This window comes from Pseudovibrio flavus (genome assembly GCF_009711345.1).
GTDB lineage: Bacteria > Pseudomonadota > Alphaproteobacteria > Rhizobiales > Stappiaceae > Pseudovibrio > Pseudovibrio flavus.
Window position 1 is genome coordinate 132,734 of the sequence record NZ_SMMA01000058.1, and the last position, 25,120, is coordinate 157,853.

17 protein-coding genes are annotated in these 25,120 nt (G+C 52.6%); 2 read left to right on the forward strand and 15 right to left on the reverse strand.

Annotated features, from left to right (window positions below; translation table 11 throughout):
* Positions 1 to 38: 38 nt before the first annotated feature.
* Together E1162_RS07245 and E1162_RS07250 are read right to left on the reverse strand one after the other, a co-directional pair.
* On the reverse strand, positions 39 to 1,871 hold the full coding sequence (locus E1162_RS07245) for an adenylate/guanylate cyclase domain-containing protein (protein ID WP_155128776.1): 1,833 nt from the start codon (positions 1,869 to 1,871) through the stop codon (positions 39 to 41).
* A gap of 154 nt (positions 1,872 to 2,025) precedes the next feature.
* On the reverse strand, positions 2,026 to 3,153 hold the full coding sequence (locus E1162_RS07250; RefSeq protein WP_371311842.1) for a CaiB/BaiF CoA transferase family protein: 1,128 nt from the start codon (positions 3,151 to 3,153) through the stop codon (positions 2,026 to 2,028).
* Positions 3,154 to 3,404: 251 nt separating this feature from the next.
* Here E1162_RS07250 and pepN point away from each other — a divergent pair, with 251 nt between their 5' ends.
* Both pepN and E1162_RS07260 read left to right on the forward strand, forming a co-directional pair.
* Complete coding sequence (gene pepN, locus E1162_RS07255) at positions 3,405 to 6,041, forward strand: aminopeptidase N (RefSeq protein WP_155128778.1); 2,637 nt, start codon at positions 3,405 to 3,407, stop codon at positions 6,039 to 6,041.
* A 178-nt stretch (positions 6,042 to 6,219) separates the two neighbouring features.
* Entirely contained in the window at positions 6,220 to 8,583 is a 2,364-nt protein-coding gene (locus E1162_RS07260; RefSeq protein ID WP_155128780.1) for a PAS domain-containing sensor histidine kinase, read from the forward strand.
* 83 nt (positions 8,584 to 8,666) lie between these two features.
* Here E1162_RS07260 and E1162_RS07265 read toward each other — a convergent pair whose 3' ends face one another.
* The 13 genes from E1162_RS07265 to E1162_RS07325 form a co-directional block, all read right to left on the reverse strand.
* The gene (locus tag E1162_RS07265; RefSeq protein WP_155128782.1) at positions 8,667 to 11,663 is read right to left on the reverse strand and encodes a bifunctional [glutamine synthetase] adenylyltransferase/[glutamine synthetase]-adenylyl-L-tyrosine phosphorylase; all 2,997 of its coding nucleotides are present in this window, start codon (positions 11,661 to 11,663) and stop codon (positions 8,667 to 8,669) included.
* Between the two features lie 14 nt (positions 11,664 to 11,677).
* The gene (locus E1162_RS07270) at positions 11,678 to 13,111 is read right to left on the reverse strand and encodes a sensor histidine kinase (RefSeq protein ID WP_371311843.1); all 1,434 of its coding nucleotides are present in this window, start codon (positions 13,109 to 13,111) and stop codon (positions 11,678 to 11,680) included.
* Positions 13,095 to 13,775 carry a response regulator transcription factor gene (locus E1162_RS07275; RefSeq protein WP_155128786.1) on the reverse strand — a complete coding sequence of 227 codons (681 nt, stop codon included), beginning with the start codon at positions 13,773 to 13,775 and terminating at the stop codon, positions 13,095 to 13,097. The genes E1162_RS07270 and E1162_RS07275 overlap by 17 nt, the downstream gene beginning before the upstream one ends.
* Positions 13,776 to 14,061: 286 nt before the next feature.
* The gene (locus tag E1162_RS07280) at positions 14,062 to 15,606 is read right to left on the reverse strand and encodes a Do family serine endopeptidase (RefSeq protein WP_155128788.1); all 1,545 of its coding nucleotides are present in this window, start codon (positions 15,604 to 15,606) and stop codon (positions 14,062 to 14,064) included.
* Positions 15,607 to 15,755: 149 nt separating this feature from the next.
* The gene (locus E1162_RS07285) at positions 15,756 to 16,520 is read right to left on the reverse strand and encodes an alpha/beta hydrolase family protein (protein ID WP_155128790.1); all 765 of its coding nucleotides are present in this window, start codon (positions 16,518 to 16,520) and stop codon (positions 15,756 to 15,758) included.
* 107 nt (positions 16,521 to 16,627) lie between these two features.
* Positions 16,628 to 17,110, reverse strand: coding sequence for a cytochrome c-type biogenesis protein (locus E1162_RS07290; RefSeq protein ID WP_155128792.1), 483 nt, complete (start codon positions 17,108 to 17,110; stop codon positions 16,628 to 16,630).
* Positions 17,111 to 17,114: 4 nt separating this feature from the next.
* The gene (locus E1162_RS07295) at positions 17,115 to 19,106 is read right to left on the reverse strand and encodes a heme lyase CcmF/NrfE family subunit (protein WP_155128794.1); all 1,992 of its coding nucleotides are present in this window, start codon (positions 19,104 to 19,106) and stop codon (positions 17,115 to 17,117) included.
* A gap of 43 nt (positions 19,107 to 19,149) precedes the next feature.
* Complete coding sequence (gene ccmE, locus E1162_RS07300; protein ID WP_155128796.1) at positions 19,150 to 19,605, reverse strand: cytochrome c maturation protein CcmE; 456 nt, start codon at positions 19,603 to 19,605, stop codon at positions 19,150 to 19,152.
* Positions 19,606 to 19,674: 69 nt separating this feature from the next.
* Complete coding sequence (gene ccmI, locus E1162_RS07305) at positions 19,675 to 20,814, reverse strand: c-type cytochrome biogenesis protein CcmI (RefSeq protein ID WP_155128798.1); 1,140 nt, start codon at positions 20,812 to 20,814, stop codon at positions 19,675 to 19,677.
* Positions 20,815 to 20,905: 91 nt separating this feature from the next.
* On the reverse strand, positions 20,906 to 22,312 hold the full coding sequence (locus tag E1162_RS07310; protein WP_155128800.1) for a hypothetical protein: 1,407 nt from the start codon (positions 22,310 to 22,312) through the stop codon (positions 20,906 to 20,908).
* A 101-nt stretch (positions 22,313 to 22,413) separates the two neighbouring features.
* Positions 22,414 to 22,848: an RT0821/Lpp0805 family surface protein gene (locus E1162_RS07315; protein ID WP_155128802.1), complete on the reverse strand. Its 435-nt coding sequence runs from the start codon at positions 22,846 to 22,848 to the stop codon at positions 22,414 to 22,416.
* 187 nt (positions 22,849 to 23,035) lie between these two features.
* On the reverse strand, positions 23,036 to 24,451 hold the full coding sequence (locus E1162_RS07320; RefSeq protein WP_155128804.1) for an ATP-binding protein: 1,416 nt from the start codon (positions 24,449 to 24,451) through the stop codon (positions 23,036 to 23,038).
* The gene (locus tag E1162_RS07325; protein ID WP_155128806.1) at positions 24,444 to 25,109 is read right to left on the reverse strand and encodes a response regulator transcription factor; all 666 of its coding nucleotides are present in this window, start codon (positions 25,107 to 25,109) and stop codon (positions 24,444 to 24,446) included. The genes E1162_RS07320 and E1162_RS07325 overlap by 8 nt, the downstream gene beginning before the upstream one ends.
* Positions 25,110 to 25,120 lie beyond the last annotated feature (11 nt).

Here is a 25,120-nt window from a genome sequence, read left to right on the forward strand (position 1 = left end):
CCTCTACAGTATGCAGCTTCTGGTGCGATCTATGCAAATCAGTCAGGATTTACGAGCTGCCACAGGCATACCGGACGGTTTCTTCCCTTGAGTGCTACAGGGCCAAGCGAGATCATGTTGTCACGCTCTTTGATCTGCTCATAAGTCGTCTCGCTGATCACCACGGTGTTCTGGCGAGCCTCATTTTGCAGCCTGCTGGAATAACGCTGAATACGGTCACACACATTCACCGCATCGCCGAGGACGGTATAGTTCAAGCGGTCCGGTGCGCCGATGTTACCGACAACGACATCACCTGTATGGACAGCTACACGCACACGAGTTGGCATCTTGGCGCCTTGCTCATGCAGTTCGACAAGACGCGCATCAATGCGTCTTGCTGCTCTTACAGCCGCCTCGGCATGGTCCGGCATTTCATCCGGCGCGCCCCAGAATGCAAGAATGCCGTCACCCAAGTACTTATCGACTGTTCCGCCCTCTTCTTCGATGATCGTCACAAGCTCTGTAAGGTGCGCGTTGATGCGGGCCGTGAGTTCCTTTGCATCGAGCGTTTCAGCAAGAGTGGTAAAGCCGGTAATGTCCGTAAACATGATCGTCAGCTCGGTGTTTTTCGCAACACCACTGCCAGCCAAACCCAGCCTGATTAGCTTGCTACAGAGCTTGGTCGGCACGTAGTGATTGAGCGCATGGACGCCCTTAGCACCGGAGTTTACCGCCTGAACGATCTCGTCAATCTCGCGGAAGATGCTTCGGCGCATCGGTTTAAAGTCACCTAAACGCAAACTACCTATAGCATGGGAGCGCTCTTCCAGCTCTTTAAGCGGGCGCACAACACGGCTTGCAAAGAAGAAAGCGAGAATAATCGCCAAGATCACAACGCCCAAGGCTGTGAAGGCAGAGGCAGAGAGCCTTTTTAGTTCCTCCAGCTCGTTCGCAGAGCGATAGAGGCGGCCAATGACCCAAGCCTTTTTGCCAAACCCGTCAAGCTGGCGGAAGACAACGGAATAGTCGCGCCCTTCATGCTCGAGAAACATGTGGTGGTTACGATACCGATCCACTCCATCAGCAGCGGCAATGGTATCTTCGCCAACGCCCATCAGCACCTGACGGACATTGCTCGTTGTCATTGCGAGTAGATCGTCTTGGAAATGTGGCGTTTGGCCCAACGAAATATGTTTGACCGGAACTGAATCGCCGCCATAGAACGCAAGAATACGGCCATCATAATCAATTACAAAAGAAGCGGGGTTGCCGACCTCCCTCTTTTGAGCAAGCTGGTTGCTCATATCTCCCAAGGATGCGCCGGCTGTCAGCATCGCCACGATTTTATCTTCCAGATAAATCGGAACACCGACATGAGCGATCACCGTATCGTCCATAATGAACGGCTCACCCCAAAATACCCGCTGACTTCCGTCCCGCAGCTCGTCAAATACACGGGTCACAACTTCTGGAGACACATGTCGCTTGCTCATCACAAGCTGCTTGAAGTTACCCCGCTCCCAAACCTTGAACGTTCCATCAACCTCAAGAATACCAACGAGTGTCATGTGATTGTTGCCAACCAAGACACCATTGACGTGCTTAAGCAGTTTTTGACCGATGATATCGAGGTTATCCGCCTCGATAGTATCATTCAGATCTTCCATGGTACGGGCGACCGAGCCAAGGTAACTGCTGATCTCTTGGTTCATGCTTTCAATAGATTGGCGAGCAGACAAAGCCAGAAGAGAATGGGCACTTTGAAGGTTGGCGCTGATGTTCAGCCAGAGCACAAGCCCACCACTGAGCGCAACCAAGCTACCAAAGGTAAGCGCAATAACAGCTGCAAGTGGGAAGCGGCCTAGGTCTTTCAGTTTTTTGCGGGACATAAACGTTGGGTTTCGGGGAATTGGAGGTCGGGGTAATTTGTTATTACCCAGCCCCAAGAAGCCCAACAGTTCGGGAAACTACGATGCCGCAAGTTTTCTCAGGTTAAATTGCAGAGGAATTCCAATTTAACCGCATGGCAGTTTCAATTTATTCTTAACTACCCAAAGACTTGGGGCGCGGTGGCACATCTCTATCCAGTCTAAGTTTGCTATTTGCAAATTTAATTGGAGTTCTGAGGTAACCCTGCCCACCTTCTTCTGGATGGATGACCATTTCACGGTGTTTTGCCTGCGGATCATTTAGCGCCTGCTCAACAGTATTGATTGGTCCGGCAGGAACACCTTTTGCCTCCAATGCCTTTAGCAGCGCATCGCGCTCAAAGCCAAGCAGCGCCTCCTCCAGAATTGGAACCAGAATAGCCCTATTGGCAACTCGCGCGGGATTGGTAGCGTAGGCTTCATCTGCAGCAAGTTCTGGCAGTCCAATCACATCACAAAACTGCTTGAACTGGCCGTCGTTACCGACTGCAGCAATGAAGTGACCGTCCTTAACTGCGAACACCTGATAGGGAACGATATTTGGGTGCGCATTACCGAGGCGCTTAGGCGAGTTTCCGGTAGCCAGATAGTTCATAGCCTGATTGGCCAGTACGCCAAGCTGACAGTCAAACAAGGAGAGATCGACCCAGTCGCCCTCACCTGTCAGATTTCTTTTATGAAGCGCGGCTTGAATACCGATCACGCCGTAAAGACCGGTAAAGATGTCTGCAAAAGCAACACCAATCTTTTGCGGCTGTCCTTCAGGATCACCCGTTAGGTCCATAATGCCGCCCATGCCCTGAATGAGGAAGTCATAGCCAGCGCGGTGGGCATATGGTCCATCCTGACCGAAACCAGTCACAGAACAATAGATCAGCCGCGGATTGATCTTTTTCAGGCTTTCATAGTCCAGCCCGAATTTCTTCAGGCCGCCAACCTTAAAGTTCTCGATGAGAATATCGGCTTCTTTGATCAGTTCAAGGAGAGCTGCAAGGTCTTCCTCATTGGAGAAGTTACAGGCCACAGAGTCTTTACCCCTGTTACAGCTATGAAAATAGGCCGCCGTTGGCTTGTCGCTATCATCCTCGATAAAGGGAGGCCCCCATGTGCGCGTATCATCCCCTTGCGGGCTTTCCACCTTGATCACATCAGCTCCAAGATCGGCCAGCGTCTGCCCGATCCACGGTCCGGCAAGAATACGCGCCAGTTCAACGACCTTGATGCCCTGAAGTGGATACTGCACGAAATGCTCCCTTTGATTTTCTGATCAACAAGGCAGTGCTACCCTTTTTCGCGTAGGAGGTCGCCCGCTGATCTTTCATGACTTTGTTCCAAATCATCGGGAAACGCATAAAAAACGTATGGTTAGCAGTTCATAGCGGGCACAAGGTTGGCCGAAAGGTTCCCATAAAGGACAAAGCCGCCTACAAATCAAAGAAGTGACAAAGACACCATTTAGATTTGTACGCGTTCATTTTGCCGGAGACCTTTTACATGCGTTCAGAAACCGCTGTACCAGTCAAACTTTCAGAATACACCCCAACGCCTTATGCGATCAAAACGGTTGATCTGGACTTTAATCTGGCACCGGACAATACGATAGTTGTTGCCCGCAGCGCGATTGAACCAAGAGAAGGGACGAGCGCAGGCACGCCTCTTGTTTTAAATGGTGACGAGCTGACCTTTGTTTCTGCCAGCGTAAATGGTGAGGCTCTGGGCGAAGAGGCTTACGCAATTGGCGAGACTACCTTCACGCTAAAGACCCCGCCTGCCGAGCCGTTCACACTGGAGATCACCACCAAGCTGAGCCCTCAGGCCAACACAAAGCTGATGGGGCTTTATCGCTCAAGCGGGAACTACTGTACCCAGTGTGAAGCAGAAGGCTTCCGCCGCATTACCTATTTCTATGATCGCCCTGATGTGCTCGCCGTTTACACAACGCGTATCGAAGCCAACAAGCTGGATTGCCCTGTGCTGCTCGGCAACGGTAATCCGGTAGAGAGCGGCGATGTCGAAGGCACCGACAACCATTACGCTGTTTGGCATGATCCGCACCCAAAACCAGCTTACCTCTTTGCTCTTGTGGCCGGTAACCTTGGCTCTATCAGCGAGAAATACACCACCGCTTCCGGTAAGCCTGTTGATCTGAACATCTACGTTGAGCATGGCAATGAAGACCGCGCAGACTGGGCTATGGATAGCCTGATCCGTTCCATGCGCTGGGACGAGAAGGTCTTTGGCCGCGAGTATGACCTTGATGTCTTCAACATCGTTGCAGTTTCAGACTTCAACATGGGCGCGATGGAGAACAAGGGCCTCAACATCTTCAACGACAAGTACATCCTTGCCGACCCGGATACCGCGACCGACGCGGACTACGAGGGTATCGAGACAGTTGTAGCCCACGAGTACTTCCACAACTGGACAGGTAACCGCATCACCTGCCGCGACTGGTTCCAGCTATGCCTGAAAGAGGGCCTGACCGTATTCCGCGATCACGAGTTCTCCTCTGACGAGCGTTCTCGTCCGGTGAAGCGTATTGCTGACGTTCGCGTTCTCAAGAGCCACCAGTTCCCTGAGGATGCTGGCCCGCTCGCGCACCCTGTTCGCCCTGACGTCTATAAGGAAATCAGCAACTTCTACACCGCAACGGTTTATGAGAAAGGCTCCGAGCTTGTGAGCATGATCAAGACCATTTTGGGTGAAGACGGTTTCCGCAAAGGGATGGATCTCTACTTTGACCGTCACGATGGCGATGCGGCAACGATTGAGGACTTCATCAAGAGCTTTGAAGATGCGACCGGTGAGGACCTCAGCCAGTTCGCTCTTTGGTATTCCCAGTCAGGCACACCGGAACTGACAGTGGCGACCCACTATGATGATGCTGCGCAGACTTTCACTATGGAAGTAAGCCAGAAAACTCGCCCTACCCCAAATCAGGATAGCAAGAAGCCATTTGTTATTCCTGTACGCTTCGGCTTGGTTGGATCGGATGGCTCTGATCTTGCCTACGCAAAGGTGGAAGGCGCAGAGGTGCGCGGCAACGTCTTGTTGATCAAGGAAGACGCTCAGACTATCGTGTTCCATGGCGTTAGTGAAAAACCGGTTGCGTCCTTGCTGCGTGAGTTTTCTGCTCCAGTTACGCTTAAAAGCGATGTGACGCTTGATGAGCAGCTGTTCCTCATGGGCAGCGACAGCGATCCATTCAATCGCTGGCAAGCCGCCCAAACCGTCGCCACACACATGCTCATCCAGATGAGCGAAGGCAGTGAACCTGAAGGAACAAGCCGTTTTATTGCTGCGATTGGCAAGATTGCAGAAGACGATGCTCTTGATATGGCTTTCCGCGCCCTGTGCCTGCAGCTACCGACAGAGGGTGATATTGCGCGAGAACTGGGAAGCAATGTTGATCCCGAAGCGATTTACAAAGCCCGCCGGACGCTACGCCAGAAGATTGCAGAGACGCTCTTCGATAGGTTCCAGTCTCTTTATGCCCGCGTAGAACCTGCCAAACCATTTAGCCCTGATGCAGCATCAGCAGGTGCGCGTGCCCTGCGCAACAGCCTGCTGGGCTATTTGGCTGCCAGCGGAAAAGCCGACGGGGCACAGATCGCCCGCGACCATTTTGAAAGTGCCGACAACATGAGCGACCGCATCGCGGCCCTCAACTGTCTGGTCCACGAGCGTATCGACGGTTATCAACAGGCACTGGTTGCATTCTGCGATCGCCATCAGAAGACGCCTCTGGCAATCGATAAGTGGTTTGTCGTGCAAGCAACTGACACCTCCAGCGACACGTTGGAGCGGGTGAAAGAGCTGACGAACCACCCTGCCTTCTCCTGGAGCAACCCGAACAGGGTACGCTCATTGGTGGGCGCATTCGTGGCTGGCAACCAACGGTGCTTTAATGCCGCTGATGGTTCTGGTTATAATTACCTATCGGAAATTACCCTTAAAATAGATAGGGCTAACCCGCAGCTCGCCGCTCGCATGCTCAATGCATTCCGCTCATGGCGTGCGCTAGAGCCAACAAGACGGGCTCTCGCCGAGGAAGCTTTAAGGAAAATTTCCGCAGCGGAACAACCACTCTCTCCAGATGTTTCAGATATTACCGAGCGCTGCCTCCAGTAATTAGAAACATAATAAATTTGCTAATGGATTCAACGGCGGATCTAAACTTCGCCGTTAACCATTTTTTTGCCACAACCCTCTGGACAAGATGATTCGGATGGATTCAAATGAAGGTGATTCGGGCGACAAATTACGCTCGGACAATGCGGCAAATTTCGAAACATTTTCGGGGACAGACATGGCACGGGCCTTTTCTGAAGGTGCGGGCGCGCGACGATTCACACGCTCTTCCAAGCGTGTATCGGGCGCCGAAGCATTGACCGGACACATCCGTCTACTTGCGCAGCCTGCGTATCAGCGCTTGCTAACGACAGAGCCTTTACTGCGTAAGGCCATACCCATTTTGTGTTTTGTGTTCATTGCATGCCTTGCGGTGTTCCGCTCGCTGGAGCTTAGCTACAGCTACGAGCGCATCGGCCAGAAGGCACAGGATGATCTGACCCTAATTGCGACAGCCCTCACCGCTCAGCTAGATAAGCACGAAGCTAAGCTGCCGGAGGTTGGCTATCATACTGCTCTGCAGGCTGCGCTTTCCGAAAGCCTACCACCACGTGCGACTAGCCAGTCCCGCCAGATCGTAGTGACTGACCCGAACGGCAAGATTGTTGCCAGCGCGCCAACCAACCCGAACATCGAAGGCCTTTCGATCACCAGCTTGGTGGGCAACACCCAGCCGATGACGTTCTTTGGCAAACGCGCCGGTGTACTTAACATCAACGAGGGCACCACAAACGCTTCTCTTGCCACGATCCATCACCTCAATGGCCGCCTTGGCATGGTGGGCATCATTCAGCCGGAAGATGCTGTTTATGCAGCATGGCGTGCGCAAGTATCATCCAACGTGACCATCTTTATTGGTATCTCCGTTGTTCTCTTGGTGCTGATCTACGCTTTCTTTGCCCAAGCAACCCGCGCGGAACAAGCAGATGATATCTACGCTGCGACCCGCACCCGTATTGATGCCGCGCTAAATCGTGGTCGCTGCGGTCTGTTCGACTGGGACCTTTCCCGTGGCCGTATCTTCTGGTCTGCGTCCCTCTTTGAGATGCTGGGCATGAAGGCGCGAAACGACATCATCGGTTTTTCCGAGATTTCTTCGCTGACCCACCCAGATGACATCAACCTCTATGAGCTTGCCGAAAAGCTGCTTTCTACAGGTGAGACGACCGTCGACCAGCAGTTTAGAATGCGCCATACCGACGGTTCATGGGTCTGGCTTCGTGCCCGCGCTGAAGTGCAGTTCGATGAAGGCACCAACGAGCCACACCTGATCGGCATTTGCATCGACGTCACAGAGCAGAAGCAGCTGGCGGAAAAGAGCCGCACAGCAGACCTTCGCCTTCGCGATGCAATCGAGACTATCTCCGAAGCGTTCGTTCTCTGGGACTCTGAGAATCGTCTGGTGATGTGCAACACCAACTATCGCCGGCTGCACACGCTTCCAGATCACGTCGTGCAGGTTGGCACCCCTTACACCACCGTTATGGCCGCAGCACGCCAGACCATCATCAAGACAACGACTATTGGCAATGAAGGTGATGACGAGCAGCAAGGCTATGAGGCCGAGCTGGAAGATGGTAGCTGGCTGCAGATTTCCGAGCGCCGGACCAAGGATGGCGGCTTCGTATCCGTGGGCACAGACATCACTACCTTGAAGCTCCACGAAGGCCAGCTTCTGGAAAGTGAAAAGCGCTTGATGGCAACCGTTGCCGACCTGCGGCAGTCACGCCAGAAGCTGGAAATGCAGGCGCAGCAGCTTGTAGAGCTTGCAGAGAAGTACGCAGAAGAAAAGACCCGCGCGGAAGATGCAAACCAAGCGAAGTCCGAGTTCCTTGCAAACATCTCTCACGAGCTTCGTACGCCGCTTAATGCGATCATCGGTTTCTCAGAGATCATGAACGAGGGCATGTTCGGCGACCTTGGTTCTGACAAGTACAAAGAATATTGCCACGACATCCATAGCAGCGGCACCTATCTTCTCAACGTGATCAATGACATTCTCGATATGTCCAAGATCGAAGCTGGTCGTCTTGAGCTTGCTGTTGAAACTGTCGAGATGGACAAGCTCGTCGCTGATGCAAGCCGTATTATTTCCGCCAACGCTGCAGAGAAGAACATCAGCATCTCCATTGATGCGGTTCCTGCAATCGCTGTTGATGCAGACCGCCGCGCCGTTAAACAGGTACTACTGAACCTGTTGGCAAACGCTGTGAAGTTTACGCCAGACCACGGCAAGGTATGGGTGAAGGGCCAGCGCAAAGGCACGAATATCGAGCTTACGATTGCAGATAACGGCATCGGCATTTCCAAGAAGGATATCGACCGTCTTGCCAAGCCATTCGTACAGGTAGAAAACCAGTTTACGAAGACCCACAAGGGTTCCGGCCTTGGTCTTGCCATTGCCCGCTCGTTGAGTGAACTGCACGGCGGTAAGATGGATTTGAAGTCGGAAGTTGGCAAAGGTACACAGGTGACGATCACCCTGCCTCTAAAGGCTGCAAAAGGCGCCCGCTATACAGCACCAACCCGCCTTGCAAGCTAAACGACCTAAAACTGACATTTAAAAAGCCCGCCTCGTTTGAGGCGGGCTTTTTCGTTATTCAGACATAATCTGGTCGATGCGTTTTAAGCATCCGTCGCGACAGCCTCAACTGGTCCGATCAGATCTTCAAAGACGGCACGAACATCGCTCTGATGGTCTTCCAGACGCTGTACAACACGTGAGAAGTCAGGCTCACCGCTTGCCGCTATCAATTGATCCAGCAAACCCTTTGGCGCTTCCTCAGGATTGAAGTTTTCACTTAAAGTCAGCTTGAGGATCTGCATCAGCGCTTCATAGAGTTGGAGCGCAGGAACCAGCACATCTGTATGACTATGGGAAAGAACACCGGCATCACGGGCTGCGAGTAGCGCTTTTTCAGTTTTCTGGTTCAGGATAGAGGTGTGCTCATGGCCGTATGCCAGTTGCAGGAACTGCGCCATGAACTCGATATCAACCAAGCCACCCGGGCGCTGTTTGATCTGCCACGGTGTCTGCGTCGGTTTTTCTTTCTGAATGCGCGCACGCATATCGCGCACATCATCCTTCAGCTTTGCAAGGTCGCGCTTTTCAGTCAGCACACCGGAAATACCTGCTTCAAGCTCGTGCTTGAATGCATCATCGGTGCAGGCAATAACACGCGCACGTGTCAGAGCCATATGCTCCCAAGTCCACGCCTCGCTCTTCTGGTAGGAAAGGAACGAAGAAAAGCGTGTCGCAAGTGGGCCGGAGTTACCTGAAGGACGCAGGCGGAAGTCTACCTCGTAAAGAACACCTTCGGCTGTTGGAGCCGTAAGAGCTGTCACCAAGCGCTGCGTTAGACGAGCGAAGTACTGCGTTGGCGCTATAGGACGGCGACCATCGCTCTGGTAAGCATCCTCCGGCACCTCGTAGAGCAGGATCAAATCGAGATCGGAAGCGCAGGTGATTTCCTGCCCGCCCAATTTACCCATTGCCAGAAGCGCAAGCTTGGCTCCCGGCACCTTGCCGTGCGCTTCTTCCAATTCGCTCTGTACGCAGCCCAGAACCTGTTCCAGAACGCTTTCAGCTAGGAAGGACAAGCACTCGCCCATCTGAAGTGGTGTTATAGAGCCAGTTAGCAGACGCAAGCCCAGAAGGAACTGCTGCTCCTGAACGAAGATGCGAGCAACATCCAGCACCTCTTCGTAGTGAAGCGCTTGCGATAGGGTTGTTTGAAGAGCGGAGTAAATCTCGTTCTGATCGGGCACATCACCAAAGAAAGCCGGCTCAAGTACAGCATCCAGCACATGAACGCGGCGGGAAACGATCTCCGCCATGCGTGGAGACACGCCCATAACGGTCACCAGCAAGTTCAACAGGTGCGGGTTGGAGCGCAGAAGGCCAAAGAGCTGGATGCCAGCTGGCAAGCGAGACAGGAACGCATCAAACGTAAGAAGCGCTTGGTCAGCGTTTTCCGTTTTTGCAAGCGCATCAACGAGCACTGGATGCAGCTCTGTGAGGCGTTCCCTAGACTTGGCGGTGCGTACAGCCGGATAGCGGCCGTAGTGCCATTGACGAACGATACGGATAGCCTCTGAAGGACGTTTGAACCCGAGGCTAGAAAGCGTTGCCACTGTTCCTGGATCATCATCATCGCCAGTGAAGACAAGATTGCCGAGCGTACTGGTGAGATCCGGTTCATTTTCGAACAGGCCCGAGTAGTGGCGCTGCACAATCTGGAACTGCTCTCTAATGGCGTCAGCAAAGTCCTGACGATCTTTGATGCCCATCAGGTGATAGACGCGAGCGAGCGCATCCTCATCACTCGGCAAAATGTGGGTCTGCTCATCGTTGATCATCTGGATGCGGTGTTCAACGTTGCGCAGATAGCGGTAAGCGGTTTCCAGCTCCCGCTCTACTTTGCTGTCGATCCAGTTGTGTTCAACAAGGTCGCGCAGTGTTGCGAGCGTACGGCGGTTCCGTAGAGCAGGATTTCGTCCGCCTGCAATCAACTGCTGGGTTTGAGCAAAAAACTCGATTTCGCGAATACCGCCACGGCCCAACTTCACGTTATGACCGGCAACCCGAATGCGGGAGAAGCCCTTGTGAGCATGGATCTGACGTTTGATAGAGTGAACATCTGAGATCGCGGCATAGTCGAGGTATTTGCGCCAAACGAAGGGGCGGATTTCTTTAAGGAACTGCTCGCCCGCTTCAATGTCGCCTGCGCATGGACGCGCCTTAATCAGCGCCGCACGCTCCCAGTTCTGGCCCATGCTTTCGTAATAGACCAATGCCGCCGGAACAGAGATAGCGAGCGGTGTCGCGCCCGGGTCTGGTCGCAAGCGAAGGTCAGTGCGGAAAACATAGCCATCGCCGGTGCGCTCGTTCATCAACTTCACAAGGCGGCGGGTAAGGCGCACAAATTCGACGGAAACTTCACTTGGGTCCGTTAGCTTGCAGCGATCAGGCTCATAGAAAACGATGAGATCGATATCGGAGGAATAGTTCAGCTCAAACGCGCCGTACTTACCCATTGCCAGAATGAAGTAACCAGCATCTTTTTCCGGCGCGGTAGGGTCCGTTGCCTTGAACTTGCCGCGGCGCTCCAGATCCTGAAGGCAGAAGCGAAGACATGCAGTAAGCGCGGCATCAGCAAAGTTGGAGATGGCGCCTGTCACATCTTCCAGCACCCAGTAGCCGCTGATATCAGCAATTGCAGTGGTGAGCGCCACCTTTTGCTTTGCCTCGCGAAGCCGCGTCATCAATTCGGCTTCGCTCTCTGGAATGTTTGAGAGCACGCCCTCAATGATGTTCTTCAACGCTTCAGCTGGAGAAGATTCCAAGGCGTCCAGAAGGTACTCGGGGCGTCTGTGGGCGATCTCACGCAGGAAAGGTGAATTCTCGAAAACGCCTTCCAAGAACGGCTTCACCTTTGCATCAGCGGCAATGGCGACGTTCCAGCGCTCCAGAACCTCGCGCCGTTCTGCGCGGCTGGCCATATCATCCAGAAAGCTGCTGGCTCGCTCTGGATTGGTAATGACGGGAAGAATAGCGATGTTATGCAACAGCGGCCCGCAATCAGTGAAAACGTGCGGCGTGTCTACACTCTGCCTATTCATGCCCGCTACTCCCTCTAGTTGTTATCAGAAGTTCTTGCCACACACCCCGGTAATTTCAAAGTCGCTTTCAATCCGGGCTCCCCGCTTTCCAGTAGAAGCTGTCCTGAGTGAAGGGAAATCACTGCCTTTACGAGGGAAAGTCCCAACCCTGAGCCCGCTTCGTTTCTACTTTGATCAAGACGAACAAAGCGGTCACATACCCGCTCGCGATCCTCCGATGGAATACCCTTACCATTATCTTGAACGCTCAAAACGGCAGTATCTCCATCGCGGTAGACCGCAACATCGATCTTCGCCGGTTGGCTCTCGTCTTCGGGACGACCATACTTCAACGCGTTTTCGATAAGGTTGGCGAGCGCCTGCGAGAGCAGTTCCCGATCCCCTTCAATGTAAACTTCCGGTTCGATTTTTGCGGTAAAGGCCACCTCGTCCATTTCTGCGACCGGTTCATACAATTCGCAGATATCCTCGGCCACATGAGACAGACTGATACGCTGGTGCTTGACCCCTGATGAACCCGCTTCCACCCGCGCGATACGCAGCAGGGCGTTGAAGGTGTTTATTAGCTCGTCGGTCTCCACCAGCGTCTCTTCAAGAGCATGGCGGTTTTCTTCCTCTGTTCCCTTCTGACGAAGGGCAGCCTCAACCCTGCCCCGCATGCGCGTAAGAGGTGTTTTAAGGTCATGGGCAATGTTGTCGGAGACCTCTTTAAGTCCGCGCATAAGCTCTTCAATACGGTCGAGCATATTGTTGAGGTTGATCGCCAGTCGGTCGAACTCATCGCCAGTGCCGGTCACTTTGAGACGGTCTGACAAATCACCATGCATGAGCTTCTGGCTTGTCATGCTGATGTCATCAATACGCTTCAACACGCGGCGGTTCACGAAGAACCAAGTTACAGCAGCAACGACTATCATCACGATCAGCCACCATCGCAGCGCTTGTCCTAGCAGCTCATGCAGGTGGGTTTGCTCTTCCAGATCACGGCCAACGAGTAGGCGGAAATTGCCCGGCAACTCAAAGATACGAACGGCAGCGCTATACTCTTTCTTGCGGTCTTTTTCACTGGCATCGCGGGCTGCTATGCGCTTGTAATGAACGAACTGGATGCCACCATCAGCTTCTGCCAGAAACTTTGTCGGCAGGTGGGATATGTTGCCTGTGATGTAGTTTCCGGCAAAGTCAACAAGCAGATAAAGGTTGGCATCGGGCCTGCGCACCCTATCCTCGATGGACTGCACAAGGCCGTTTATACCGGTAAGAGCATAGCGCTCAGACAAGCCTTTAGTCTCTGCATCAACCGTCTGTATGACCTGCTGGCTCATTAAGGCATTTGTGTTTTGTGAGATAAACACAAACAGAAACACAGAGAGTGCTGTGAACGAGCAAATGTAGATGAGCGCCAGCCGAAATACGGTGGTGCGTAGAAGTCTAGTGAGCGCTGTCACGGATCGTATACCCTGCCCCGCGGATGGTTTGTAGAAGCTGGGTTTCAAACCCCTTATCGATCTTCGCACGCAACCTGGAAATATGTACGTCGATCACATTGGTCTGCGGATCGAAGTGATAGTCCCAAACGTTCTCCAGCAGCATCGTACGGGTTACGACCTGCCCAGCATTACGCATCAAATACTCAAGCAAGCGAAACTCGCGAGGCTGCAGCACGATCTCCTGCCCTGCCCGTGTAACTGTGTGGGCCAGACGGTCCAGCTCCAAGTCACCGACACGAAGGTGGGTTTCAACCGCGTTTGGCGCTTTGCGCCTTCCAAGAGCTTCAACGCGTGCTAGCAGCTCTGAAAACGCGTAGGGCTTGGACAAATAGTCATCACCACCCGCACGCAGGCCGGTTACACGATCATCGACTTGGGAAAGCGCGGAGAGGATTAGTACAGGCGTGTGGTTACCGGTAGCGCGAAGTTCTTCAATAACAGAAAGACCGTCACGCTTTGGCAGCATGCGGTCGATTACCATTACGTCCCATTCCTGAGAAATTGCCATATCAAGGCCCGCTTCCCCATCACCTGCAACATCGGCCGTATGACCCGCCTCGTTCAGGGCTTTGAGAAGATATTGAGCGGCCTCCAGATCATCTTCGATCACAAGGATTTTCATGGAAATTTCCTTTTATGGCTTCCTAACGGAATTCAAATTTACAGCAGGATAGGAAACAGATGGAAAACAAAAAAGGCGGTAGGATGGACCTACCACCATTTTCTTTGCTGCGCAGTAATCGGGGGGGCCTAAAATTAACAGGGCAGCAAATAAAACAGGAGCGTCGGGACACCACAACGTGGCAGTAAGGTGTCCCGACGTTTTATGGCGCTCACTTTGAAACCAGAACTGAGAAGTGTAAGGGGATCACTTCGCCAGAGTGTGAGCGCTTAAGCTCGTTTGAGCCTTATGCTTCCTCAAAAGGAATGGCGACAAACATGGTGTTGCCATTGTTTTCTACGCGCAGGAGAACGGCTTTACGGCCCTGCTCCTTGGCGCTTTCAACCTGCTCGGCAACTTCCTCAGGGGTGGTCACGTTTTTGCTTGCCACCTGAGTGATGATGCTGCCTTTACGCAGACCTTTTTCAGCGGCTGGGCTGTCCGGCTCTACGCTCATGACAACAACGCCGTCGCTTTCAATGCCCTGCGAAGATGCAGTTGCGAGCTCGATGCCGAGGCTTTCCACCAGAGCTGTGCCAGTTGCTTTGCCGGATTTCTTCTCGGCACTTGCAGCTTTCTGCTCCTCAGGAATGTTGCCAAGTTTCACGTCAACGGTTTCAACTTCGCCGTCGCGCCAGAACTTCACTTCAACAGTGGTGTTTGGCGAGTAACCAGCAATAGTTTTGGCCAGTTCACGTGGGCCTTTGATAGCCTTACCGTCCACCTCGAGGATGATATCACCGGATTTCAGACCAGCTTCCTGAGCAGGAGTGTCTTTCTGAGCTTCGGCGATCAGCGTGCCGTCCTTGCTTTCAAGGCCAAGAGATTCAGCAATGTCTTCGGTTACAGGCTGGATCTGAACACCAAGCCAACCGCGGGTAACAGTACCGTCTTCCTTCAGGTCCTCGATAATCTTCTTGGTGGTTGCAGCAGGAATTGCAAAGGCGATACCTACGTTGCCGCCACTTGGGCTGATGATTGCAGAGTTAACGCCAATCACTTCGCCGCGAATATTAAATGCAGGACCTCCGGAGTTACCACGGTTTACAGATGCATCGATCTGAATGAAATCGTCATAAAGACCTGCACCGATGTCACGGCCGCGAGCAGAAACGATACCGGCAGTAACTGTACCGCCAAGGCCGAAAGGGTTACCTACAGCAACAACCCACTCACCAACCATTGGTGCGTCTTCCGCAAAGTCTACGTAAGTGAAGTCTTTGTCGCTATCGACCTTCAGGAGTGCAAGGTCAGAACGCTCGTCAGCACCTACGAGTGTTGCGTCATACTCTTCACCGTCCTGCGTGATGATGGTGAATTCAGTACCGTCGCCTACAACGTGCTCGTTGGTTACAACATAGCCGTCAGAGGAGATGAAGAAGCCGGAACCCTGAGACTGACCATAGCGCTTAGGGGCTTTGCGCTGCTCGCCCTCACCGTTGCCGCCCTGAGAGCCGAAGCCGTCAAAGAATCGCTTGAGAGGGTGGTCCTCTGGGATATCGCGGAACATTGGGGGAATGGAACCGCTCATGCTGGAAGGCTGAATTTCAGAACGTACGCGCACGCTAACAACAGCTGGCTGAACTGCTTCTACAACCGGCGCAAAGTTTGCCATTGCAGGAGCCTCTACACGTACAGGCTCGGCCAGTACAGGTGCTGGCGCGAAGGTAAGCGGAGCGATAAGTGCACCTGTAACACCCAGAGCCATTGCTCCGGCGAGAAGGCGGCTCTTGGACTTAGCGCGCTGACCAGCCTTAGTGTTAAGGGCAATAATATTGCTCTCGTTGTTCATTCAAGTATCTCCATCATCAAACTGGGATGTAGCGGACGGAATGGCCGCTCCTAGAATTCCTTATTGATGACGACACTACCTTTCAGAACATTACAAAGACCTATCTGCCAGATTAAAGATTTGTAATATTGGCATTAAACGGCGTTTGCTCACATATAGCGGGAGCTCCACGCAGCTATTACCCTTGCCGCATAAGCTGCATCGCGAGAACGTTTAAGCAGGTGATCTGCATCATCGAGTGAAATGAAGCTCTTTGGATGCTTGGCCGCCTCGAAAATTCTGGCTGCGTTTTCAACGCCCACTGTAGCATCAATTGGGGAGTGCATTACCAGAAGCGCTTTTTTAAGAGAGGCAAGACCCGCTTCGACATTTTGGGCTTCAAGGTCTGCAATAAACTGCTCTTTGATTACGAAGGGCCGCGCTTCCAGAATAACTTCCGCCTGCCCCTTCTCCCGTATTTCATCAAGCGAGCCGTCGAACGTATGTACCACATGGGCCGCATTGCTTGGCGAACCTATCGTGACAACGGCTTTCACCTCTGGAATTCGCGAAGCAACTGCGAGCACTGCCGTGCCGCCAAGGGAATGACCTATTAAAAGCGAGGGTGCTTCCATATTCTGGCGCATATAGTCTGCAGCCAATTCCAGATCATTCAGGTTGGAAGAGAAGTTGGTTGCCGCAAACTCACCCTCACTTGCCCCAAGCCCAGTAAAATCGAACCGCAGTACAGCGATACCTTCCTTGGTCAGAGCTCTGGCGATTTCACGAGCTGCAGCGATGTCTTTGGAGCAAGTAAAGCAATGGGCGAATAGAGCGCATGCCTTTGGCTCACCCTCTGGCTTATCGAGAAGAGCCGCCAACTCGAACCCTTGAGAGCCTTTGAACGATAGCTTTTGCGCTGCCTGATAGGTCATGGGGCACCTTTTTTATTGAAAGGTTATCTTTGGCCCCACCCTAACAAGGTTTAATGAACTGCCCCGTTCACAAATCAATCAAGTTTGAGAGAATGATTTCCTGCTGCCTATTCATCCTTCAGCAGCTCTTCCAGCTCTTTCTTTTCAGCATCAGAAAGCGGGATCGGCCCTGACTTTTCCTTGTCAGGCCCCAAGCTGCGCTGTTTCCGAATATTTCTGAAAATAACAAAGCCGCCGATCAACAGCACCAATGGCCCACCGATCCAAAGCAAAAGCGTGTGAGAGGCGATGCGCGGCTTAAGCAGTACAAACTCTCCATAGCGATCTACTAGATAGTCCAGCACCTGCTTGTCGCTGTCGCCAGCTTGCAAGCGCTCACGAACGAGAAGACGCAGATCCTTTGCAAGATCTGCATTAGAGTCGTCAATGGACTGGTTCTGACAAACAACGCAGCGGATTTCCAACGACAGATCACGCGCTCGCTGTTCCAGCTTAGGGTCTTTGAGGACCTCGTCTGGGTTCACTGCAAGGGCTGGGCCCGATGCAGCAAACATAACCATGAGCGCAAGAGCTGATATCAGCTTCTTCATTGCCTTACTCCGCTGGGGCCGGTTGTGAGTGCCTGTTGCTCTTACGGGCAGGCTTTGGAGCACCCACACGAAGGCGACGATCAGTCAAAGCAATAAACCCGCCCAAAGACATAATCAAACACCCAATCCAGATAAGTGTGATCAACGGTTTCATGTAAAGACGCGTGACCAGACCACCATCATCTGTGTTATCGCCAATAGCGAAGTAGACCTGCGAGAACCCGAAAGTCGCAATAGCTGTCTCCGTCATCGGTGTACCCGATGCATTGTAAACACGCTTGGAAGGCTCCAGAACTCTCACTACGTTGCCACCATCGCGCATGGTGTAGCGCGCGACGCGTTCCACGTAGTTTGGACCGCGCTGATCCCAGCTGCCGTCGTAGGTCACATGATAGCCGGACTTTTCAACCGTATCACCTGGATGCATAACCAGCACTGTTTCACTCTCGAACGCGGAAACAGTCACGATACCAAGAGCTGTCAAGCCAACACCAAGATGGCCAAGTGCCGTTGACCAAACTGTACGCGGCATACCCTTTAAGCGGTTAAAGCCACCTGCCAAGCCAACGCGGCGAATGTTCATGCGGTCGATGATTTCGAAGACCGACCCGATGATTGCCCACGTCGCAAATCCAAAACCGATGATGACGAGAACACCTGAGCCAGCATAGAACCACGCAAGGCCAATGGTCGCGATCACACACAGCACAAAAGCTGCAACGAGCCGCTGAGTGACCGCCCACAAATCACCGCGCTTCCAAGCGAGAAGCTGCCCAAATGGCATCACGAGCAGCACCGGCATCATGAGTGGGCCGAACGTGAGATTGAAGAATGGCGCACCAACTGAAATTTTAGTGCCTGTCGCCGCTTCCAGAACCAGCGGATAAAGGGTTCCAAACATGACGATGGCAGTTGCGGTTGTCAGGAACAGATTGTTCAGAACCAACGCCCCCTCGCGGCTCACTGGCGCAAAAATACCGCCCTGCTTTAACAGCGGAGCGCGCCATGCAAACAGCGAGAACGATCCGCCGATGAACACCATCAAAATGGTAAGAATGTATAGACCGCGGGTTGGATCAACCGCGAAGGCGTGAACCGACGTCAAAACACCCGAGCGGACGAGGAACGTGCCAAGTAAGGATAGCGAGAAGGTTACAATGGCAAGGAAAACAGTCCAGACCTTCAGCGCGTTACGCTTTTCCATCACGATTGCTGTGTGAAGGAGAGCTGTACCTGTGAGCCACGGCATGAAGGACGCGTTTTCAACCGGATCCCAGAACCACCAGCCACCCCAGCCGAGTTCGTAGTAGGCCCAGTAAGAGCCCATAGCGATGCCAAGGGTAAGAAAGATCCAAGAAACCAGAACCCAAGGGCGCACCCAACGCGCCCATGCTGCATCAATACGGCCAAGAATAAGAGCTGCTACTGCAAAGGCGAAGACGATAGAAAAGCCTACATAGCCAACGTAGAGAAGCGGTGGGTGGATAGCCAAGCCAATGTCTTGCAACATCGGGTTAAGGTCACTGCCCTGAAGCGGAGGCTGATTAATGCGTAGGAACGGGTTGGACGTGAAGATTACGAACGCAAGAAAGGCCGCGCTGACCCATGCCTGAGCGCTAAGTGCTGTTGCTTTGAGTGCATTGGGAATATTCTTGCTGAACATTGCCACCAGCGCACCGAACAACACAAGGATAAGCACCCACAGAAGGATAGATCCCTCGTGGTTGCCCCAGACCCCTGAAATCTTGAAGATAAGAGGCTTATCGGTGTGTGAGTTCTGGAAGACATTCATGACCGAGAAGTCAGAGGTCAAATAAGCCCAAGTCAGACAGAAGAAGGACAAAAGAACGAGCAGGAACATAGCTATGGCCAATGGCGATGCCATTGCCATCATGCGACTATCTCCGCGCACAGCGCCCCAGACCGGAAAGACAGACTGGATGAGCGAGGCGACGAGCGCCAACACCAGTGCAAAGTGTCCGAATTCAACAATCATTGTGGCTCCATACTTCCTTGGCCATACTCTGCGCGTCTACTGGTTAGTTTGACTGCTTCAAAGTCTCGTCATCGTAAACGTGGTCTTGCTCTTTGAGAGCCTCATAGACCTCTTTTGGCATGTAGTTTTCATCGTGCTTTGCAAGAACCTGATCAGCGCGGAACACACCGCCCTCATCAACAAAGCCCTCTGCTACGATGCCTTGGCCTTCTCTAAACAAATCCGGCAGGATACCCACGTAAACAACTTTGATATCGGCGCCGCCATCTTCCACTTTAAAGGAAACGCTGCCGCTATCTGAAGTCTCAACGGAATCCATAGAAACCAAGCCGCCTAGCCGGATACGCTGGCCAACGTCGATCTGGTTGGCTGCAATGTCGCTAGGGCTTTGAAAAAACGCGATCTTATCGTCCAGCGCGTAAAGGATTAGCCCTGTCGCAACTGCAATCACTACACCAGCCAAGCCAATCAAAGTCAGGCGCCGCTGTTTTCTCGTCATCTCGGATCTTTCTATTCACCGGTTTACGTTGGTTTGGGTGTCTTGGCTCTCTTTAGCCAGAGCTCACTGTTAATTTGCCAGACCCAACTGCGTTGATAGCTCGTTGAATACCTTGAGTGCAGCTGCATCTGCCGCAAACGCTTGCTTGGCATTTTCAAGGGACTTCACTGCCGCTTCCTTGTTCCCCATTACGCTTTGAGAGCGAATGAGACGGCTCCATTCTTCCACGGTGCCTCCATCGTCTACTAGACGCTGTGCCAGGCTATCGACCATGGAGCTGATCATCGCTTCCCGGTCTGCCTTGGTCATCTGGGAAGCAGCTTCAACATCTTCCTTAGACGGACCAGAGGTTGCTGGAGGCTGAGGAGCCAAAATCGGCGTATTGTTGTCGAGCAGAGCGGCGCGCTCACCCTTAGCGGCCTGAACCCAAGGTTCATTTTCAGCGCCTTCTGCGATGAGCTTATTCCAAGCTTCAACGGCTTCCTGCTTTTTGCCTGCTTGGCCAAGTGCCATTGCCATATAGAAGCGCGGTTTGATCTGCTCAGGCTCTTCTGCAAGCACTGCCTGTAAAAGTGCGACCGAACTTGCATCTACAATGCCATCGTTTGCAAAGATACGCGCTTCAGCCAGAGACATCTGGGCACCAGAACTTGGACCACTGATTTTCAAGACACGCTCAAACGCATCTACCGCTTTGTCGAAAGCACCCATGCGCATGTAGACTGGACCGATAACGGACCACCCCTGCGCATCATCTGGATTACGGCGCAAGTGATCTTCAGTACGCGAAATAAGCTCTACGAAGTTAGTTTGGTCTGGCATGTTTGCAAGGCGCTTAGCCAACGGCTGATCTGCGTAGCCTGGTGCGCCCACGCCCATATAGATACCAATAGCCAAGAGGGGCAAACCAACTACAACGGACAGCTTTGCAAGTTTTAACGGAAGAGAGCCAGTAGCCTCTTCTTCATCGCGTGAATTCTCACGGTGTGCTTCCAAAAGCCTGCGTGAAATCTCGATGCGAGCGGCTTCAGCCATAGACGGATCGATGGTGCCGCGGGCAAGGTCACGTTCGACCTCTTTAAGCTGTTGCTTGAAAACAGCTTCATCGTTTCGCTCGCGGGCAGTATCGGTTTTGCCCCGCCAAAGCGGAACCAAAACGGCGATTGCAACCACCAAGCTGAGCAGAGCAAGAATAATCCAGAATGTCATAGGTGTGATTATAGACTAGTTCCAAGGTAAAACGGCAACTGTGCCGCATGCGTCCAGCTGTCGCACATCTACAGGAAACCCACTACATTCTTCAAGAGGCAACAGCTGTTACAGAACCAACCTGAGATTGCTTTATGGCCACATTTCTCCGTTTTCTCAACAGCGCGGTATATTCTGACCCAAAGTAAGCTTGCGCCAGATAGATGGATGCATCCAATCGCATCACATTGTCGTGATGCCCCTCAACAGAGCCGTGGACAATCTCGTGAATGGCCCCTTCAACGCCCTTCGTAAAGAGCGCCTCGATCTGGGCCTCTAGTTTATCCAGCTGGCCATTCATACCCAGCAGGTCAGCGAAGTGCCTTGTATATCCCACAATTGTCAGCGTGCGCAGACACTTTTTTTGAAGCGCCTTGGTATCTTTGTGCTGATCTTTTTCGCTCTTGCACAACAGCAGTTCTAGTTGTGTGGGCAAAGCTGAGAAATCACTAACCAACTGTTTCGAGACGCTCTTTTTAATGTCCGATAGACGTGTCTTCCAAGTCCGAACGGTCTCAAGGTCTGCGGCAACATCAAAGGCCTCCAACTGATCGAGAGCGGCCCTCAAGGCTTCTGGATAGGCGATCTCACCGAACAGTTCCTCTCTCCAATGGGAAGCATCTACGAGCGACACTTCAACCCTAGCAATAGCTACAGATACGAAAGAGGCATAGGGCGTTGAAGCGATGCTGCGCATATCATCGGTTTTGGCGAGTGCCTTGGCCAATGCAACAACCTCATCAACGCCTGAAAAATGAAGATGAGACAACAGCATTGCGACGTGCGGTGTGACATCGGTCTGCTGATCTATAAATTCGCGAAGAGGCTCAAGCTGCGTTTTTTCTTCAAGGTCGACTACTGCTTTGGGTAGAGCACCCAAATCAGACAGGAGTTTCTCAAGCTCATTCGCCCGCTCAAGCACGAGCCGCAGGTCTCCAAAGTATTCGAGATTTTGCTCACCGCCGAGCTTACGCCTCAGTTTCTTTCGTTCTGGGGAGGTTGATGCCTCTTCAGCGATTGAAACCAAAGCCGCTAGAACTTCTGCACGCAGCCCCTCAATTAACGAAGAATTTTCCTCGTTGCGCTCATCTTCCTCGCCATTCAGCCAGCTCTCAGAAAGCTCGGGCCTACTATCTTCAAGCAACTGCCAAAACAGAGGCAGGAATGCTCTGGGAACCATCCCTGCTTGGGGAACGGTTGGCGGAACGTTTACAAGAAACGGATGTAGCGGGCTGAGAATGCTTCGCTTGACGGATGACCCGCGCTTTGTGGGCATGATCGGGACGCTGGTTCCGCGCAAAAGGCCCTGCGCAAGCGACAGGATGAGAGGCGCATCAGGAACGCTCTGGCCTTTAAGCGCTGCGGCCTCAATAGAGCCAACCAGCATCTTCAACGCCCTTGGAGATAACGCTCCGAGAAAGCTCCCGAGTTTTTGAGCCTTTAATGCTGTCGCAACCATATCCACCCCGACAAATCAGATAGCCTGATAAGTTATCGGTAAATATGCTTAATCAATTGTTATTGAATATCATTCAGGTGAAGTTTGGTCGCTCAGGCGGGTTAGCCTAAAAGTGCCCACTCCTTGCCTTCCTTACAGGCAGCACCTTTGAAGGTTTTCATATAATCACGAAGATAGATGATGTGCTTGTAATCGCGGCAGGCTTTTTCATTGATGTAATAGACAGGACCGCTGGTAACGACGCCGCGAATACCCGAGCTACGGTTTCTCCAGTTAACCGAGGCGCCGTCCTCAAAGCCTTCCAGTGCATTAGCTTGCGCCTGAATAGCACTTTTGGAATCGTGGCTAGCAAGCACCGTCAGCAATTCATCACTGAGGGCATCGTCTATTGCCGCATGGGCTGCCGTAGGCTGAGCGCTTTCAGAGGACCAAAAACCGATAGAAGAGCGTTTGTCTACACCGGCATCACCAGATGTTGAGCAAGCAGCAAGCAACAACACAGTTCCCACTGTCGTCAATGTACTGAAAAGCTTCATCTTATCTGCCTCGTGATACCCAAGTTACGCTCAATTCCGTGCAGTTGTCGGTTTCTGGTTTAGCCTCCCAACCTCTTGCCAAAAAACGCCGTGACATATGCCAGCAACTTCTTCAGGAAAACATCCCCGAAAAGCTGCTTTGTATTACTACCATTACCTTAGGACTAAAAGGTCGCAATATGTTGATCTACTTAGCAGCTGCCGAAATTGAAGGAAGTTCCAAGATCGCACCCAAACCACCCATCGGGGAATCGGCCAAAGAGAACTTTCCGCCGTAAACCTCTGCAATATCTACAACAATTGATAGACCGAGCCCTGATCCAGGCACGCTTTCATCCAGCCTGCGACCCCTTTTAAGGGACTTTTCCTTCTGTTCAGCGCTCAAACCCGGCCCATCATCGAGGATTTCGAGCAGTAAAAGCTCCCGTCCACCCTCTTCGCCCTCAGTGCTTTTACCCTCTATCGTGACATTTCCATCACACCATTTACAGGCGTTATCCAGAAGGTTACCGACCATTTCCTCCAGATCGTGCTGCTCACCTCTAAAAGTCAGGCCAGAATCGATTTTCACCACGATGTCGAGATCTTTGTCGCGATGGATTTTCTCCATGGCATTGGCAAGCCGGCGAACCACCGGTTCAACCTCACAAGAAACACCGATGACGCGGCGCTGTGCTGCCATACGCGCCTGCTCCAGATAGTGATTGATCTGGTTGCGCATCATATCGGTCTGTTCCATCACCTTGCGGGCAAGCGGATCGTCTCGAACGTTTGCTTCATTGGTAATCACAGACAAAGGTGTTTTTAGGCCATGGGCGAGGTTGCCCACCTGCGTTCTGGCTCTCTCGACGATTTCATGGTTGGACTTGATGAGCGCATTTAGCTCCACCGCGAGCGGCTTAAGCTCTTTCGGCATGTCTTCGTCGATGTTATCGGCCTCACCACGCCTCACATTTGATAAGGATTGGGCCAGACGGTTAACCGGCAAAAGTCCGTATCGGACCTGCAAAATGATGGCCCCAATTAGGCCGAAGCCCAGTGCCATGAGGGTAAGGCCAGCTACACGCGCAAACCCTGCGGTACGCTCTGTAACTTCCTTCGTGCTTCCAGCAACTGCAATCACATAGCTTTTGCCGCCGCTAAACTCGATCCGGCGCATTACGAGCCGAAGCTCTTGCCCGCCCGGCCCCACTATAAACTTCGGGTGCTTCCCATTTTTAGGAAGTTGCGGCAGGTTCAGCTGATCACCAAACAAAGAAAGACTATCGAAAACAACAGATTGGTTCTGCTGTCCATCTCTTATAGTCCAATACCAGCCGGATACAGGTAGCTCAAAACGCGCTTCACCCAAATTGGATGGACGGCGCGGAGGCCCTGGGAGGTCACGGGCCATAGACTGGATGATCGCAGTCATATGCACGTTCAACTGATCATCGAGCGCTTGCAGGCTTGCGCCCCGAAACAGCGCAACAAGAATCCAGCCAGCCACGAACAGCGTGACCATGGACCAAATGGCAGCTACAAGAATTAAGCGCCATGAAAGAGGAAGGCGTCCCTCACCCCAGAGACGCCAGCTTTTTGCGATTTTCTTTGTATCAGGCATTTTCTTCTTGGACGCGGTATCCAAGACCTCGCACTGTTTCAATCAGGTTTCCGCCAAATTTCTTTCTGAGGCGGCCAATGAACACTTCAATCGTGTTTGAATCGCGGTCAAAGTCCTGATCGTAGAGGTGCTCAACAAGTTCAGTTCGAGAAACGATGCGCCCCTTGTGGTGCATCAAATAGGAAAGCAGACGGAACTCGTGACTGGTGAGCTTCACGGCCTGTCCGGCCAGTGTCACCTTACCTGCGCGAACGTCTAGAACGACATCGCCAATAACAATTTCGTTTGAGGCAAGGCCAGCTGCGCGGCGAACCAGCGCGCGAACCCGTGCCAACACTTCTTCCATATGGAAAGGCTTGGCAACATAGTCATCAGCGCCTGCATCAATACCAGCGACTTTATCACTCCAACGATCACGGGCAGTGAGAATGAGGACCGGCATATTGCGGTTGCTGCGACGCCACCGTTCAAGCACGCTCAGACCGTCCATCTGCGGCAGACCAATATCCAGCACAACTGCATCATATGGCTCGGTATCGCCGAGAAAGTGACCTTCCTCGCCATCGAATGCCTTATCGACAACGTATCCTGCCTCTTCCAACGCCTGACAAAGCTGGCGATTAAGATCCAGATCGTCCTCTACAACAAGTATCCGCATGGTTGCCTGCC